Below are 15,900 nucleotides of genomic sequence, written 5' to 3'. Positions count from 1 at the left end.
CTCACCTCCTTAGCCACTTACCGAGCTGCTCCACGACTTCGCCAGCTTTCACCGTGTTGTCGCTAGCCCACGCCACATAGCCGTCGGGGCGCACCAACAACCCCTTCACACCCTCGAGTGCCGCCGGAATGCGCGCCACGCGCGCTTGCAGCACGGTCACCGGCAACCCCCGAACGTCGAGCGTTTCAAATTGACGGCCAAAGCCTTCCAGGTCAAGTAGGATGAAGTGACGCTGGCGCAGGGTCTGGGTCAGCGCCACTGACTTGCCGTCGAGCAGCATCAAGTCGACGTCGGGACAGCAATGCCCGACCAGCGGATGGCTGCCCGCGTCGCTGGGATAGGGGATCTCGAGTCCGCACAGTTCGAGCACCAGCTTGCGCTGAACGTCGGTCAGCGGAATAAATTCAGCCTGCATTCGCCGCTTGAGTGCCACCGCCTCGGGCGAAAAATTGAATTGCAGCGCGCATTGCGCCCGCACGCTGTCGAGCAAGCGACGCATGACCGGCATACGCTCGGCATCATAGGTGTCGAGCGTCGCTTCGTCGGCCACGCCTTTCACCACATTGGCCAGCTTCCAGCCCAGATTGAACGCGTCCTGGAGACAGAAATTCATACCCACACCGCTGGACGGATAATGGATGCGTGCGGACTCGCCGACCAGAAACACGCGTCCTCGGCGCAACGTCGGCACGGCCCGCATCTGGTCGTCGAAGCGCGAGGCCCAACGGTAGGACTTAATGCCGTAGTCGGTGCCGTGCACGTCGCGAATGCACTGCAGCACCTCGTCCAGCGTGACCGGTTCGTCCCTCGGCGCATGACGCCGCTCGCGATGCACGATATTGAAGCGCGTTACACCCTTGCCGAACGTATAACCGCGAACCCAGCCCATTTCGTTGTCGACGTTGATGCGCCCGCTCGGCCATGGGGCCTCCAAAAACGCATCGACAACGATGCCGCGAAACGTGCCCGCATGCCCGTCGAACGGCAGGTCGATCCTTTTTCGCACTGCGCTGCGCCCGCCATCCGCGCCGACCAGATAGCGTGCGCGGCGTGTGCCTATCGTGCCGTCGCCGAACATCACGTCGATTTCAAGGCCGTCGGCGTCCTCACGGATATCACGGAACTCGGCGCCGCGCTCAATGACCGCGCCGCACTCCGTAGCCCATTCCCACAGAATTTCCTCCGTCAAGTTCTGTGGCAGGCCAAGCGTGAAGCCAAAACGCGTTTCGAGATGTTTCCACTCGATCGGATGAAAACCTGCCCATATATGGGTCGGCCGAAAGGGATAAGGAGCGATTTCACGCGTCTTCTCGATAAATCGATCGGCGATGCCACGCGCATCGAACAATTCAAGTACACGCGGCAAAAGCGTGCCGGCGCGCGATTGCACGCCGGCGGTCCGACGCTCCAGCACCAGCGTTCTGGCGCCGGCCCCGGCCAACTCGGCCGCGACCGTCAAGCCCGACGGCCCGCCGCCAATCACGATGACATCCCACTGCATTACGTTGTCTCCATCAACTGACGAACCTTGCGATATCGGCCGAGCCTCGCCGGCCGTCAAAAGAAATGCGTGATGCCAGCCTCGATCTCCACCTGATGCGGGCCAGCTGCCGGAGCCTGATTGCGCATCACCGCCCGCTGACCAGCACCGGCAAGCTGGAGCACGCCAAGCACATACAGGCTCGTGCGTTTGGAAAGCGCGTAGTCGGCATGCGCATGAAACTGATTCCACTTATATGATTCGAGCTTGGTGTACGAATAGCCGCCACCGAGTCGCAGTCGCTGCGTCACGTACTTATAGGCCCCCACATCGACCGTCTGCGCGGTAGCGGAATCACCCAGCGCCGATAAGCGCGTGTAGCTGTAGTTACCCATCACACGCCAGCCGTCGTTGGCATATGCCATGCCGAGCGTGCCAGTGTTCTGCCGCTGATAGATCAACGTGTTCGGTGCCGCCGAAAAATTGACCCCATACAGAGATGACACACCGAGCCTAGTGCCAGGGGTGTACGGCACGCCGTTGACCGACTCCCAAACCGCGATGGATTGCCAGGGTCCTGCCGTGAAATTGAGTTCCGCGCCGACCACCCGCCCGGTGTTGGTCGTCGACGAAGATTGCCCGAAGCCGTACATTGCGCCAAACTGAAAGCCGCCGTAAATCGGCGATTTGTACTTGATGGAATTGTTCAGCGCATTGCCGACCGTTCTGTCGAGATTGCCCGGGTGGGTTGCGAGAAGCGATGTAAATCGCTCTGAAGTGAACGGCACGAGGTCTGCCAGCAAGTCATACATCGAACCAATCGTCAGCGTGCCCCTGCTCGCCGAGCTCAAGCCAACGTAACTCTCATACGGCAGATCCATGCCGTTGTTGAGGAACACATAGCGGCTTAAGCGGAAAATGGCAGAAGTGTCGCTATCGATGACCTCCTTTCCTGCCATCGCAATGAATGGCACCGCGTGTGTGTTCGTCGCTTGATACTGCGCACCACCACCGGCTCCGGCATTGCTGGTGTATGACACTCCCATGCCGAGCAGTCCGGAGAGCGTGACGCTCGATTGCGCACTGGCCGTTCCAATCGCCGCCATACATATTGCACTACTAATCATTAGATTGCGATGTCGCACTTTCATCTATCCGTCTCCTTGACATAGTTTTTATGTTGGCCGCGCCGAAACTCGCTGCGCGTTCTTCAACCGCGCTTGCCGGCGATTGCGGCAATCACTTTCACCGGTGTTACCTGCTTTGCTCGTTGGTCACGGCCGATCTCAAGCAAAGGTTCGGGCCGACACGGGCAATCGCGCGTCGCGCGCCAGATTGCGCCGCATCAGTGTCGCGGCCGCAAACGCCAACAGCCCGGTCGCGGCAAATACGACAGCCATGGCGTGCGGCAAGGCTTGCGGCAGGTCGCCGAAGACGTGACGCTCCACCAGGGCAATCACCGTAGGGGATAGTCCTTGACCGACCAAACCGTTGAGAACCAATACGATCGCCATCACCAATCCAACCGACTGGGACGGCACCGTCCGCGCGACGATCACCGAGGCCACCGACATGAACGTCCATGAGCACAGGACCACCAATGCGTCGAATGCCCAAAAGGTCGATAGTGAACCGGCCAGCACCAATGACACAGTGAGCGCTGTGACGGCCGCGCTCGCCACGATGCCGACGCTCGCCACCCGTGTGAGCGACGCCGCGATTTGCCGGCGTTGCATGCACGTGCCCGCCAGCCAAAGCCCGACCGGGCCGGCAGTCAACATCAGCGCTCCCTGCGCCAGGCCGAACTCCCTGATACCGAGCGAAAAGCGCCTGACCACCATGGTCGGGACCCAAGCGGCAAGACCATATGTAATCATCGCGTTGCCGATCACGAACAGCAGCAACGGCCCGAATACGCCACGCTGCGCCCACAACATCTGAAGCACGGCGCCCAAACGCGCATCTTGCGCAACGGTCGACGCCTCGACTCCATGCCGGCCGGGATCTCGATTCAGGAAGATCGTGAGCCCGATTGGCAAGCCGACCACGCCGATCAGGAAGAGCGCCATCTGCCATGCGGCGACATCACCGACAAACGGCAGCGCATGCCATCCGGACACTTGAAGCGCCCCGATCAACGGGCCGCCGAGCACCAGCGACAGGCCGGTCCCCAACATCAGCGCCATGGTGTAGACCGACAGCGCGCGAGCGCGCCGTGTTTCGTCGACGCCGTCGCGAATCAGAGAGTAGGAAGCGGGGGGAATCATCGCCTCGGCACCGCCAACAACGACGCGTGCGAGCACCAACGCGGCGAACGACGCGGCAACCGCGTTGGCCGCAACCGCAAGCGACCATACCACCACACCGCACGCAATGATCGCGCGCCGGTCGAAGCGGTCCGCCAGCCATCCGGCAGGCAATCCAACGACAATATTCGCCACGGCAAACGCGGCGCCAATCAGAAAGCTGATCTGGACGTCGTTCACGCCGAACGCATGCCGGATCGGCCCAACCATCAAAACCAGAATGTTCTTGTCGATCTGGGCCAGCATCGTCATCGCTGTCAGCGTGACGACCAGCCCCCACTGGGCGAGAACCGGGTTCGCCTTGCGAATCTCACGCATGCTAGTTGTCTCCTCGATTTGTCTGCCATGTTCGGCTTATCTCGCCGTCTGAACGGATTATAGATTTCACGTGACATTTATAAAATTTATTGTTTAAATTTGAGACATCCATTCTGTAAATGTCAATCCATGCGCTTCAATAAGCTCGACCTCAATCAACTCGTGGTGCTCGACGCACTGCTATCGACGCGCAGCGTTGGCAAGGCCGCCGAGCAGTTGTTCTTGAGCCAGCCGGCCACAAGTTGTTCTCTGGCGCGGCTACGCGAGTATTTCGGCGACGAATTGTTGATGCCTGTGGGTAAGACCCAGGTGTTGACACCGCTCGCAGCCGAGTTGATTAAGCCCGTGCGGGACGTACTGCTCCAAATTCAAACCATCACGCGGTCGCGTCCTTCATTCGATCCGACCACATCGACGCGCCGTTTTACTATCGAATCGTCGGACTACGTCATCAGCGTGTTTCTTTCAGCAGTAGTTCGGCGCGCAGCGGAATTGGCCCCGTTGATGGAGTTTGACCTGCGAGCCATCAGTCCGCAGACGCCGGAGCATTTGGAGAGCGGCGAAGCGGAACTACTCATCGCTCCCGAGTTTGCCAAGGTCCCCGGCCATCCGAGCGAGCCCCTGTTTGAAGACACATTTTCCTGCCTCGTGTGCGCCGGCAATCCAGCCTACGGCGACGCGATGACGCAAGATCAATACTTCGATGCGACCCATGTCGGGGTCGAATGGGGTGGCGGGCGGCGCGTCACGTTCGATGCGCGTCTGATCTCGACCGGCAAGCGGGCACGGCGCCAAAGCGTGATCGCTCCTTCTTTCACACTGATTCCCGAATTGCTGAGTGGCACGGCGCGCATTGCCACGCTACCGTCACGCCTCGCATATCAGATGGCCGCGCGGCTTCCGCTGCGAGTGATCGCGTGCCCGGTTGCGATACCCGCATTCGCCGAGCATTTGCAATGGCATAAATATCAGGAACGTGATCCGGCGATCGCGTGGCTACGATCGTTGCTGACGGAAACCGCAGCGGGTCTGAAAGCCCCCACGGACCGTGGATCGGCTGCGGACGGAGCGACAAACAAGACTGCCCGCGCCGGCAAGCCGCGATCGCGGGCGATTGACTGAGGTCTTGCCGGCACGCAGATACGTGGCCTCAAGGTTGAACAGGAATGTGACGTGCCAAATGCCATTCGTCCAGACTCCGGGCCTCGGATCAAACCTTAGCGGCTTCAATGAATGGCCCCGGCAGGCCGGCTCGGTTTGTTACGAATCAGGCAACGCGCCGCGATCAAACAGCGCGGCAAGATACCCAAGGTGGTACTGTTTCGTCGTCCCTCGTGGATGCGTTTCACCGGCCTCACCCCGCCAAGGAAGCCAAACCCTACCAGGTGCGCGATGCGCGCCAATTTCTTGAAAATGCAGGAGTCAAGCCATGAAGGCCATGAATTACAAGGACTACGCGGCCCGCATTGAATACAGCGATGAAGATGAATGTTTCGTGGGTCACATTGCCGGCATACATGACGTCGTCGGGTTTCACGGCGATTCGGTGACGCAGTTGCGCGCGGCCTTCATCGAAGCGGTCGACGACTATCTGGCCACTTGCGAGAAGCTCGGGCGCCCGCCGCAAAAGTCGTATTCGGGAAAATTCGTGCTGCGCGTACCGGCCGAAATGCATTCGCGCATGGCGATGCAGGCCGAGGCGGCGGGAAAAAGCCCGAATCAGTGGGCGACTGACGTATTGGAAGAAGCCATTCACGCTTGAATTCACCGATGAAATGCATGCTCCGGTGTCTTCGCGTATCACCGTTGCAAGTCAGTTAACTCTGCGCCAGCCGGCACCGCCCTGCCCCGGCCAGCTGCAGATCACCCGCGACTTCGCCGGCAGTCTTTTCATCGCTGTCGGCAATCAGCTTCGCAGAAACGTCGCGGCCTGAGCGCCAGGGTGAATAAATCACATGCGCACGAGTTACACCCGCATGCGCTTGAGCGGCTTTATCTTCGGCTTTGGCTGCTGCTCCGCCTGCCACAGATCCCACTGATTTTGCATCCCCAGCCACAACTCAGGCGATGTGCCCAGCCATGCCGAAAGGCGCAACGCCATGCCCGCAGTCACGCCTGCCTTGCCGTTCAACACCTTGGAAAGCGTAATGCGGGAGACCTGTAACGCCTGGGCCGCTTCCGTGACCGTCATGTCCTGCGGCAACCATTGCCGCAACACTTCGCCGGGGTGAGCGGGGTTGTGCATCTTGCTCATGTCGTTTCTCTAGTGGTAATCCTGATAATCGACCAGTTCGGCATCTGCGCCGTTGAAGCGGAACGTCACGCGCCAATTGCCGTTCACCCAGATCGACCAGTGACCAGCCAAATCACCAGTCAACGAGTGCAGGCGCCACGCCGGCGCATTCATGTCCTGTGGACCAGCGGCACTGTCCAGAGCGGTCAGCAACAAGCGCAACTTTCCGGCATGGCGTGGCTGGATGCCCCCTTTGTTACCTGTGCGATAAAAAGCTTCTAACCCCTTATGGCGAAAGGTCTTTATCATGAATTATTGCATACTGTTAATTAACACTTATCAACACCAGGCGCTCATCCCTGAATCAAATCGCGGCAACCGCGATGAATGATGCCGCACAAGCCGGCTCAGTTTGTTCTGAAAGAAGCGCCCAGCCTCACCTCCCCATCAGTCAACCGATCCGTCAACCGGCACCGCTCCGCCCCGTCCGGCTGCGGGATGCCCCGCACCGTCGCCAGCAAGCGATGCGACAACTCGGGCGCCAGAGTCACGATGCAACACTTGTCATGTCGAGTGAGGGAAATAGTGCGAGATGAGTGTGCTGAGATCGGTGCGTGGCGCGTCCTCCGTTGGAGCAGAAACGTTCGTCCATATTTCGCCACGATTGCAACGAAAGCCAAAGCGCTTACCATCTGCATAACGCAGCGACATTCCAAAAGGAAATCCAATGCAGGGTAAGCCAGCCGGCAACGGCCCGACAATGCACGCGGTCGTCACCACTGGCACCGGGGGGTACGACAAACCGGAATCGGCCCGATGGCGGCTGGAATGCCACGACGCCCTTTCCGTTCATTCAGGGAACGGACTGCTGCGGCGAAGTGGTCGGTCTCCGCCCCGGCGGCGGGAAAAAGCCTGAATCAGTGGGCGACTGACGTATCGGGAAAAAGCCATTCACGCTTGAATGTCGCGACGACGCCCATGCCCCGGCGTCTTCACGTTTCACCTACTCACGCCGTTTGCTGCGCTTCCAACCGATCCGCCACGCGGCACAACTGAGCCCCGGCCAGCTGCGAGATCACCCGCACCGCTGTCAGCAGGCTGTGCGACAGCTCGGGCGCCAAGGGCGCGCCGCCTTCACCGGCAGCCTTTTCGTCGCCGTCGGCGATCAGCATCGACGAAATGCCATGAATCGCCAGCAGCGCGTCGAACGCGGTGTTCAGACTGCCGCGCACGTCCTCCGGCACGGCGTCTGTCGGGCCGAAGCGCGCGGCATTGCGGTTGAGCGGCTGCGCGTCGCAAAATTCGTCCGTCGCCTGCGCGAACGGCACTGCAGAGAGTTTGCCGTTAGCCATGCCGCACCTCCGCAGGCGACAGCGCAAGCGGATGCGATGCTTGAGTGGCGATGTAAAGAATGAGAGACGGCCCGCTCGGGGCGTGTTGAGATTGGCGCATGGTGCGGCCTCCTACGTTTGCGGTTGCAATCCCGCTCCCGCTGCTAAACGGGGTGGGCGGGCACAAGGCAGGGTTAGCAGACCGGCACGTAGGAACCGGCGAGCCCGAAGGCTCCCCCACCCAGGCCCGCCCATTGAAGATGGCGCGCAAGGGCATGACGGACAAAAAAACCGCTTGGTAGCGGTTGTCCGCCTACGTGCTCTGGCTGCTAAACCAGTCCCCCGCTGTTTCGGGGACGGTCGCAGAATAGGACGGAAGCGAATGGGCGTCAAGGTCACGGCTTAAAGCAGCGAGACCCCGACCGGCTTCTGTCGGATGTAAATGCCGGATTACAGTACAGTGAGCACTTTCGATGCTCCGCCACGCGAACAAATGAAGCTTTTAGCCATCTCCGGCAGTGCCCGCCGCGAGTCCGTCAACACGGCACTGCTGCTGGCACTGAAAGACGCCGCACCCGCTGGCGTTGAGCTATCGGTATTTCATCGCCTCGACACCTTGCCAGTCTTCTCGCCCGATCTGGAAGGGGAACGGACGCCGGCCGAAGTGCTGGAATTTCTGCAGCGCGTATCCGCATGCGAAGGGATCATCATTGCCAGCCCCGAATACGTTCGAGCCATTCCGGGCGGACTCAAGAATGCGATCGACTGGATGGTTTCGCGCTTCGAGGTGATCGGAAAGCCCATCGCGTTGGCTCATGCCTCTCATCGCGGCGATGACATGCTCGCATCTCTACGCCTGGTGCTGTCCACCGTCAGCGACAGATTTCGCGACGATCTCTTTTTGCGTATCCCGCTGATCGGCAAAACGCCGCGAGAAATTGCATCCATCGTGATGTTGCCCGAGCGGCAATCCGAAATATGTGACTTCCTATCGGCGTTTGTGAGTGCAGTGCGGTCTCGGTAGAGAGTCTTGACTAACGGTGGAGACGGTCTTTTGGGGGATTGATGCCGCTGCCAGGACATTGCGGAAATCGTGTGCGAGCCGATGGCTTATCGTAACAGGCATGCGCGATGGTCGATGACCTGCGGATCGCCGCTCCCGCCGCGATTGTCACGGGTCTACCCGCGGGTTTCGAACGACCGGTGTGGCTGCTACGGAGAGCTGTGTATCGCTGGCGGTATGGCCCTCCTCCTTCCGCCTGCGGACAGCCCAACGCCGACTTTTATCTCTGCGGCGCGCTGTCAGTCATATCGAAGCGACGCTGTTCGAATGCGGCTCCTTGCCAATTCGAGGAGAAACAACGCACTATATCCAGCCTGTTTTCATCTGAGAGCAACAAATGTCCACGTCTGTTCAGGACCTCGACGATTATGACGACCTTGCCGCACGACATGTCTCCATGCGGCGCGTGCTGGCGTTGTTCGCATCCTACCGCGGGCGGATCGCCGCAGTCATGCTGCTTATGCTGGTCGCTTCGGCGACCGGCCTGGCAGGCCCTTTCCTGCTGCGCGCGATCATCGATCAAGCCCTGCCACGGAACGATGTCACGCTACTCGTCTGGCTAGTTGCGGGCATGGTTCTGGTCGCCTTTCTGTCAGCTGCGATCGGCGCTGGCCAGGTCACCCTCAGCTCACGCATAGGACAGGCAGTCCTGCATGATCTGCGGGTAAGGCTATACGCCCATCTCCAAAGCCTCTCGCTGCGGTTCTTCACCGGAACCCGTGTGGGCGAGGTGCAATCGCGCATCGCCAGCGACATCGACGGGCTGCAATCGCTGGTGACCGACACCGCGAACGAACTCGGCCGCTCGCTCAGCGCGGTTGTCATGACCGCAATCGCCATTCTGATCCTCGACTGGCGGCTGGCACTCTTCGTTCTGTTCATCGTGCCGGGGACGGTACTGATCAGCAATCGCGTGGCCCGGATACGCGAGGCGCTGACCTACCAGCAACAGGCTCGCGCCGCCGATATGTCGGTCGCCGTGCAAGAGACGCTCTCGGCCTCGGGGATCATTCTCGCACGCACCATGGGACGGGGGCCGCACCTGACGCAACGTTTCGCCCGCATCTCGGGCGACCTGGCCAAACTTGAAGTTAAATCGCGTACCGCGGGTGAATGGCAATGGTCGCTGATCGGCTTTGCGCTGGCGGTCCTGCCAGCGATGACCTTGCTGGCAGGCGGACTCCTGATGCGAACCGGCAATCCCGCCACCATCGGCACTTTGGTGGCAATGATCGCGCTGCAGGAGCAACTGTTGTGGCCCTTCGAGCAGTTGCTGGAAATCGGTCGCGATACACGGAAAACGCGTGCGTTGTTCGCCCGGATTTTCGAGTATCTGGACAAGCCGGTCGAGATCACCGAGCGGCCTGATCCCGTTACGATTCGACGCGCCGACATGCGCGGCGAAGTGCACCTGGACCATGTCAGCTTCGCCTACCACGAGGAAGGCCGCCGCGCCGTGAATGACATCAGCCTGAGCATTCCTGCCGGCGGCAACGTCGCGATCGTCGGTCCGACCGGATCGGGCAAGACGACGTTGGGATATCTGCTGGCGCGGCTTTACGATGTGAGCAGCGGCGCGATCCGCTTCGACGGGGTCGATCTGCGCGACCTTAGTTTCCAATCGCTATCGGAAATGCTGGGTGTCGTTTCGCAGGAGCCCTATTTGTTGCATGCGTCGGTGGCGGAGAACCTGCGCTTTGCCAAGCCGGATGCGACCGATGCCGAGTTATTCGCGGCCGCAAGGATCGCCCAGATCCACGACCATATCGCGTCGCTGCCCGAAGGCTACGGCACGCTGGTGGGCGAGGATGGCTACCGCTTCTCCGGAGGCGAAAAGCAGCGCCTGGTGCTGGCCCGCACCATCCTGCGCGACCCGCCGGTGCTGCTGCTGGACGAGGCAACCAGCGCGCTCGATAGCCGTACCGAGCGCGCCATGTCGTTGGCGCTGGCCCGCATGTCAAAGGGCCGCACAACGATCACCATTGCCCATCGGCTGTCGACGATCCGCCATGCGGATCTGATCGTGGTCATGCAGGCAGGGCGCATCGTCGAACATGGCACCCATGACCAATTGGTGGCGCTCGACGGCGTTTACGCGGGCTTGTTGCAGGGTGGGTGATCTTGCAACCGATCATCGCTTTGACGCCACTCCTTTCTCAGGATGGCGTACTGCATGGTGTTCTCGAAGATTGGCTCCCCGTTGTCGTCCTTTATGAACGATACATATTCGAGAAACAGGCCTTCCTGCCGCATCCCGAGTCGCTCGCACAGACGCCGGGAGGCGCGGTTGTGGTCCTCGACATAGGCATAAAGCCGGCGGGCTCCCTTGACGCTGAACAGGTAGGCGAACAAAGCCCGAGCCGCTTCGGAAGCAAAACCACAGCCACTGAAATCTCCGTTGAAATTCCACCCGACCGCGAACGTGTCCCCTTCAGGAACGGCAAACAGATCCCCAATCAGCTCGCCCGAATCCTTCAGGCAGACAGCGATGCAGTCATCGCTTCGTCTTCGGTTTTCCGCCTCCGCTTCAGCTGCATCCATATCGTCGAGTTTCATGGAAAGAAAGCAACTCGCTCCGGGTTCCTTTAGGTAGGCATAAAGCCCGGGCGCATCTGCGCTCCGGAAATTCCTGAGGACAAGCCGATTCGTTTCAATAGGGTCCATGCAACCTCTCTTGTGACGCCTCATCCTGCATAAACAACTCAGAGTAAATGCGCCATGGCTGGTGATTCTGTTTTTCTGCATTTATTTGTTGCCTTACGAAATTCACTTTTTCGGCACGTCAATTCCATTTCCGGAGTGGATCAAAGGCATTGTTGGTCTTTCGTTTCCGGTGACGGTTAACGTCTCGGAGGTCGTGCGAGGCGGAATTCAATCGCTGCCTACCGGCCAGTGGGAAGCGGCGGATTCTCTCGGGCTCACACGTGGGCAATCGTTAAAGCTTTGCATCATTCCGCAAGCCGTCAAACGCATGACCGCACCGTGGATGAATACATATCCGCGCTTCTCACGGTGCCGGCGCGGAGCCAAGCACGAGATGCTCAATTGGCTGCGCTTCTACAATGGCCATCGGCTACACTCGATGCAGGTTTTCAAAAGCGCCACCGACATGAACCAAACCGTCCCATATGCTTCAATCCTGCCCATTCTATTGATTGCACTATCGAGCAATCTCGACAATATCGGCGTGGGCGTGTCTTACGGCGTCAGGAAGATCAACATACCCTTCGCGTCCAATTTCCTGATCGCGGTAGTCACTGCCACTGGTACCTTTCTGTCTATTTTTCTCGGGCAAAGTGTCTACCTTTTCATAAGTAAAGGAATGGATGGCTTGCTGGGGGAAGGCATCATTATCGTGGCGGGGCTCTGGGTAGTCTTCCAAGATAAGTGCATGCACCGCGTCCTGGAGCCTCGGGAAGCAGAACTAACCGGGCCTTCCAGATACGGGTTGCGCCATATCGCTCAGATTCTCGACAATCCGATTCTTGCCGACTGGGACTTCTCTGGTCATATCGACATGAAAGAGGCCCTAGCGTTAGCCTTCGGCCTGACCATCAATAATATTCCCAACGGCGTCGGCGCCGGGATATTGGGCCTCAATATCTTCGCAATGACCGCAATAGTTTTTGTCGCCAGCATCGTCACGATCTGGCTCGGCATCTACCTGGGTAAATTGGGTGTGCGCTGGGTGGGAAGATACGCCAGTGTGCTCGCCGGCGTTCTCCTGATTATCGTCGGCTTGTATGAGATCTTCTTTTGAGGAAGATGCGACCTGACCCGACAGAGCGACCACCCTTGGCCGCCGCACTCTCGGAGGCCCGGCCGTTCACGCTAGCGGTGGCCGCAACAGCCTGCCGCTTTGAGAGCAAACTGACGACCGCTTTCCGCTATGAACCTGCCATTTTCATAACCATACCGAGTGGCAGAAACTGGCCGGCCTCTACCCCATGCGGTCGGCTTGCGATGACTTTCAGGCGTTGATCCAAACCCGCGCCTGGTCCAGTTCGTTGACGTGGAACGCCTTGATTTCAGCCTTGGTAAAGAATCGCGCCAAATGCATCGAGGCGCGAATCCAGCCCGCGTCGGCCACCACCGCGGCGCGCTTGACCTTCCGGGCGACGGCGACGCCTAGCGTCATGTCGGTCCACAGTGCCTTCGGCTCGATACCGCTGAATTGCGCAATGCGTTCGAGCACACGGGTCTTCCCGTTCAGTTCAAGATCACCACGCATGCGCTCGATGGCTTCACGCAGTTCGTGGTCGGTGATTTTGCCTTCGACGGATATTTCGATGACCGGCGAATCGGGAGTAGTGCGATACAGGATCATGGCGGGACCCCGAGCTAGGGAGACATCACACGATCAGGCACGGATGAGCCTGGCGTTCGACTGCTTCCCATGGTACCCCTTTCCACACGCTCGGTTAGCTTACGAGCATTGGGTTTCGTTCTGATGCCTGTCGGGGCTTGTGCGTTGCGAACGACCTTTTCCCATAAGTCTGCGGAAGGTTCGGTTCCACACGTCGAGCATCGCGTCATGGCCCCTAACGCCCGCCGCCGGAGCGCGGCGATCGCCTCCGGCGTGCCATCTCATGCAAAAGGCGTAACCTGACCCTCAGCGGCCATTCGATTCAGCCGATACCGGCCGTTCGGCTGCGAATGCTGCGTAGGAAAGCCGTGTTGGAACCGACGACTGTCGGGCAGAACCTGACTTCGGAGATTACAGATCGCCGCGATCACTCGGCCTCGAGCAGTTCCTTCAGTCTGTCGGATATAGGGGGACACCCTGGACATTGCTGCTCACTAATTGTGGACCATTCAAGATTGCAAGTCGAGTGGCCGCTCCTGGCCGAGGCTGCGTGAAAACGCTCGCCGAACGCTCCATTCTAAAAAGTTGACCCATCAGATCGCGCTGTGTTGGCCTAGTGGCGACTCGGGCGGGGCAAAGCGACACCCGCAAACCGCGGAGTTTCGCGTTTTCACACAGCCTCGGCCGAACTGAGCCGTTACCGGCCCGCCAATCGCCCCGTCCAAGGGGCAGCTCGTAAGTCGCTGCATCGAAGGCGCTCGGCTTGAACGCGTGCTCAGCCGAAAAATCCGTCGTGACGCACGCAACGGGCTAGGCCATACCAAAACGTATTGAACATCAGCCGCTCCTGCGAGACTCGCTTCGAGTTCGCTCAACGCCCCTCCGTGCCTTTGTCCCAAGAGCTGCGCACCTCCGGCAGTAAACAGGCTCGATAACGAAGTCGACGGCACATCGCTCATCATCGGCGGAACCTTGATGACGTCGATTCCCCGAGTCGGCCTATGGCCGGGCTAAGTCAGCCCGGTCAGACTCGTGCCAAACCTACTCACCCGGCACAAGACCATGAACAAATTGCCCTTGAGCAGTCCCGCAGGCTGGCTCAATAAAGTCCCGGAAGTCGCGCTGTCGTTCTGGATCATCAAAATCATGTGTACCACCGTAGGCGAGACGGGAGCTGACTTCCTCGCGGTCAACGCGGGGCTCGGGCAAGGTGCAACTAGCGCGGTGATGGCCGCTTTGCTGGCAGCAGCCTTGTTCGCCCAGTTGCGCGCCCCCCGCTACATCCCTTCGATTTACTGGCTGACAGTCTTGCTGGTCAGCGTGGTCGGCACCCAGGTCACCGACCTGCTGACCGATGGCTTGGGCGTCAGCCTGTACATCAGCACGTCCGTGTTCGCCGTCGCGCTCGCCGCAATCTTCTTCGTCTGGCATCACGTCGAACGCAGTTTATCTATCCACGACATCGTGACACGCAACCGCGAGTTGTTTTATTGGGCCGCCATCTTCTGCACGTTTGCGCTCGGCACGGCTGCCGGCGACCTGGCCACCGAGACATTGGGCCTGGGCTTTACGTGGGGTGCGGTCGCATTCGGCGCGCTGATCTGCCTCACCTATATCACCTGGCGTGCGGGCGGCAACGCAATACTGACCTTCTGGATCGGCTACATCCTGACACGCCCCTTTGGGGCCGCGCTCGGCGACCTGCTTACCCAGGCCAAGACCTACGGCGGCCTCGGCATTGGCCCCATGTGGACCAGCGCCTTGTTCCTCTCGGTGATCGTCACATTGGTGGCCGTCGCGCAGATCGGCATGAATGAGCGCCGCTCTGCCCAGCTCGCCGAATGACCGTCTTCCCTCATACAAGGAGTAAAGCATGCCCATTCAATACTTGATCGCTCGCCCTACTGCCGCCGTGTCGGTAGGCGTCCTGTTGGCTTTGGCGTCCGGTTGTTCCAAATCGGCCGACCAGACCGGCATGAGCGCCGCACCGGCCGCACCGGCTGAGACCGCCGCGCGAGCGCCGGGAAAAACGGCCTCCAAACTCGGCGACCTATCGGCGTTCCGCAGTATCGCCGCGGATGTCTCCGCGACCGTTGACAAGGGCGATCTAGCCGCCGCCAAAACCCGCATCAAGGATTTGGAAATCTCTTGGGATTCGGCCGAGGCTGGTTTAAAGCCACGGGCAGCAAATGACTGGCATGTGCTCGACAAGGCCATCGACAAAGCCCTGGCCGTGCTGCGCGCCGATCCCCCAAGCCAAGTCGATGCTAAGGCGGCGATGAGCGCCCTGCTAAAAACCTTCGACACTCTCGAAGGCAATTCCTAACCGGTGAGCATGCCCCATGAAAACATCGGCTGAACACGCTCTAACGAAAGTGCCCGAGGTCACGCTCGGTTTCTGGCTCATCAAGATTGCCGCTACTACCCTCGGCGAAACCGGGGGCGATGCCGTATCGATGTCCATGAACCTGGGCTACCTCGTCGGCACCGGCATTTTCGCGGCGATCTTCCTGGCCGCTGTCGTTGCGCAAGTCAGGGCCAGGGGCTTCCATCCATTCTTGTACTGGACCACTATTATCGCCACCACCACGGTCGGCACCACGCTCGCCGATTTTGCGGACCGTTCGCTCGGAATCGGATACGCTGGCGGTTCGAGCCTGCTGCTGGTCTTGTTGCTGGGCTCGCTGTTCGTCTGGCATCGCGCCCTCGGCTCCGTGTCGGTGAGTACCGTCAGCTCGCCCAAGGCAGAAGCCTTCTATTGGCTGACGATCATGTTCTCGCAAACGCTGGGGACGGCGCTTGGCGACTGGACGGCGGATACGGCGGGCCTCGGCTATACGGGCGCGGCGGTCGTGTTCGGCGG

Annotated in this window: 16 protein-coding genes; 8 read left to right on the top strand and 8 right to left on the bottom strand. The window is 60.0% G+C overall.

Going from position 1 to position 15,900, the window contains the following annotated elements; all coding sequences use genetic code 11:
* Position 1 precedes the first annotated feature (1 nt).
* From EPN80_RS05835 to EPN80_RS05825, 3 genes are all read right to left on the bottom strand, one after another.
* Complete coding sequence (locus tag EPN80_RS05835) at positions 2-1,501, bottom strand: FAD-dependent monooxygenase (RefSeq protein WP_293024722.1); 1,500 nt, start codon at positions 1,499-1,501, stop codon at positions 2-4.
* 56 nt (positions 1,502-1,557) lie between these two features.
* Positions 1,558-2,631, bottom strand: a complete 1,074-nt coding sequence (locus tag EPN80_RS05830; RefSeq protein WP_293024720.1) for a porin — start codon at positions 2,629-2,631, stop codon at positions 1,558-1,560.
* 135 nt (positions 2,632-2,766) lie between these two features.
* The gene (locus EPN80_RS05825) at positions 2,767-4,104 is read right to left on the bottom strand and encodes an MFS transporter (protein WP_293024718.1); all 1,338 of its coding nucleotides are present in this window, start codon (positions 4,102-4,104) and stop codon (positions 2,767-2,769) included.
* 129 nt (positions 4,105-4,233) lie between these two features.
* Here EPN80_RS05825 and EPN80_RS05820 point away from each other — a divergent pair, with 129 nt between their 5' ends.
* On the top strand, positions 4,234-5,226 hold the full coding sequence (locus EPN80_RS05820) for a LysR family transcriptional regulator (protein ID WP_293024716.1): 993 nt from the start codon (positions 4,234-4,236) through the stop codon (positions 5,224-5,226).
* Between the two features lie 307 nt (positions 5,227-5,533).
* Positions 5,534-5,866, top strand: a complete 333-nt coding sequence (locus EPN80_RS05815; protein WP_293024714.1) for a type II toxin-antitoxin system HicB family antitoxin — start codon at positions 5,534-5,536, stop codon at positions 5,864-5,866.
* Positions 5,867-6,070: 204 nt separating this feature from the next.
* Here EPN80_RS05815 and EPN80_RS05810 read toward each other — a convergent pair whose 3' ends face one another.
* The 3 genes from EPN80_RS05810 to EPN80_RS05800 form a co-directional block, all read right to left on the bottom strand.
* On the bottom strand, positions 6,071-6,358 hold the full coding sequence (locus EPN80_RS05810) for a HigA family addiction module antitoxin (protein WP_047214676.1): 288 nt from the start codon (positions 6,356-6,358) through the stop codon (positions 6,071-6,073).
* Between the two features lie 9 nt (positions 6,359-6,367).
* On the bottom strand, positions 6,368-6,646 hold the full coding sequence (locus EPN80_RS05805) for a type II toxin-antitoxin system RelE/ParE family toxin (protein ID WP_047214677.1): 279 nt from the start codon (positions 6,644-6,646) through the stop codon (positions 6,368-6,370).
* 698 nt (positions 6,647-7,344) lie between these two features.
* Positions 7,345-7,689, bottom strand: a complete 345-nt coding sequence (locus EPN80_RS05800; protein WP_293024711.1) for a hypothetical protein — start codon at positions 7,687-7,689, stop codon at positions 7,345-7,347.
* A 439-nt stretch (positions 7,690-8,128) separates the two neighbouring features.
* On the opposite strand from EPN80_RS05800, the gene EPN80_RS05795 reads away from it, so the two are divergent.
* Positions 8,129-8,692 (top strand): NADPH-dependent FMN reductase, encoded by a 564-nt coding sequence (locus EPN80_RS05795; protein WP_293024709.1) that lies wholly within the window; start codon positions 8,129-8,131, stop codon positions 8,690-8,692.
* A 376-nt stretch (positions 8,693-9,068) separates the two neighbouring features.
* Positions 9,069-10,850 (top strand): ABC transporter ATP-binding protein, encoded by a 1,782-nt coding sequence (locus EPN80_RS05790; RefSeq protein WP_293024707.1) that lies wholly within the window; start codon positions 9,069-9,071, stop codon positions 10,848-10,850.
* On the opposite strand, the gene EPN80_RS05785 is transcribed toward EPN80_RS05790, so the two are convergent.
* Positions 10,823-11,395, bottom strand: coding sequence for a GNAT family N-acetyltransferase (locus EPN80_RS05785; RefSeq protein WP_293024705.1), 573 nt, complete (start codon positions 11,393-11,395; stop codon positions 10,823-10,825). The genes EPN80_RS05790 and EPN80_RS05785 overlap by 28 nt on opposite strands.
* 61 nt (positions 11,396-11,456) lie before the next feature.
* Between EPN80_RS05785 and ytaF the strand changes: the two genes are divergently transcribed.
* On the top strand, positions 11,457-12,491 hold the full coding sequence (gene ytaF / locus EPN80_RS05780; RefSeq protein ID WP_293024703.1) for a sporulation membrane protein YtaF: 1,035 nt from the start codon (positions 11,457-11,459) through the stop codon (positions 12,489-12,491).
* 210 nt (positions 12,492-12,701) lie between these two features.
* On the opposite strand, the gene EPN80_RS05775 is transcribed toward ytaF, so the two are convergent.
* Positions 12,702-13,058: an STAS/SEC14 domain-containing protein gene (locus EPN80_RS05775; protein ID WP_293024701.1), complete on the bottom strand. Its 357-nt coding sequence runs from the start codon at positions 13,056-13,058 to the stop codon at positions 12,702-12,704.
* Between the two features lie 1,041 nt (positions 13,059-14,099).
* On the opposite strand from EPN80_RS05775, the gene EPN80_RS05770 reads away from it, so the two are divergent.
* The 3 genes from EPN80_RS05770 to EPN80_RS05760 form a co-directional block, all read left to right on the top strand.
* A complete protein-coding gene (locus tag EPN80_RS05770; protein ID WP_293024699.1) occupies positions 14,100-14,882 on the top strand; it encodes a hypothetical protein in 783 nt (260 codons plus the stop codon).
* A gap of 28 nt (positions 14,883-14,910) precedes the next feature.
* Positions 14,911-15,363 (top strand): hypothetical protein, encoded by a 453-nt coding sequence (locus EPN80_RS05765; protein ID WP_293024697.1) that lies wholly within the window; start codon positions 14,911-14,913, stop codon positions 15,361-15,363.
* Between the two features lie 16 nt (positions 15,364-15,379).
* The coding region (locus tag EPN80_RS05760; RefSeq protein ID WP_293024695.1) for a hypothetical protein at positions 15,380-15,900 on the top strand (521 nt) is incomplete at its 3' end.

The organism is Pandoraea sp. (genome assembly GCF_004297875.1).
Lineage (GTDB): Bacteria > Pseudomonadota > Gammaproteobacteria > Burkholderiales > Burkholderiaceae > Pandoraea.
This window is presented reverse-complemented; position numbering and strand designations above follow the sequence as displayed.

Coding starts and splice junctions, on each gene's coding strand:
- EPN80_RS05805 (WP_047214677.1), bottom strand. CDS start 6,646: ATGATAAAGACCTTTCGCCATAAGGGGTTAGAAGCTTTTTATCGCACA.
- EPN80_RS05775 (WP_293024701.1), bottom strand. CDS start 13,058: ATGATCCTGTATCGCACTACTCCCGATTCGCCGGTCATCGAAATATCC.
- EPN80_RS05830 (WP_293024720.1), bottom strand. CDS start 2,631: ATGAAAGTGCGACATCGCAATCTAATGATTAGTAGTGCAATATGTATG.
- EPN80_RS05790 (WP_293024707.1), top strand. CDS start 9,069: ATGTCCACGTCTGTTCAGGACCTCGACGATTATGACGACCTTGCCGCA.
- EPN80_RS05820 (WP_293024716.1), top strand. CDS start 4,234: ATGCGCTTCAATAAGCTCGACCTCAATCAACTCGTGGTGCTCGACGCA.
- EPN80_RS05835 (WP_293024722.1), bottom strand. CDS start 1,501: ATGCAGTGGGATGTCATCGTGATTGGCGGCGGGCCGTCGGGCTTGACG.
- EPN80_RS05800 (WP_293024711.1), bottom strand. CDS start 7,689: ATGGCTAACGGCAAACTCTCTGCAGTGCCGTTCGCGCAGGCGACGGAC.
- EPN80_RS05815 (WP_293024714.1), top strand. CDS start 5,534: ATGAAGGCCATGAATTACAAGGACTACGCGGCCCGCATTGAATACAGC.
- EPN80_RS05770 (WP_293024699.1), top strand. CDS start 14,100: ATGAACAAATTGCCCTTGAGCAGTCCCGCAGGCTGGCTCAATAAAGTC.
- EPN80_RS05825 (WP_293024718.1), bottom strand. CDS start 4,104: ATGCGTGAGATTCGCAAGGCGAACCCGGTTCTCGCCCAGTGGGGGCTG.
- EPN80_RS05765 (WP_293024697.1), top strand. CDS start 14,911: ATGCCCATTCAATACTTGATCGCTCGCCCTACTGCCGCCGTGTCGGTA.
- EPN80_RS05810 (WP_047214676.1), bottom strand. CDS start 6,358: ATGAGCAAGATGCACAACCCCGCTCACCCCGGCGAAGTGTTGCGGCAA.
- EPN80_RS05785 (WP_293024705.1), bottom strand. CDS start 11,395: ATGGACCCTATTGAAACGAATCGGCTTGTCCTCAGGAATTTCCGGAGC.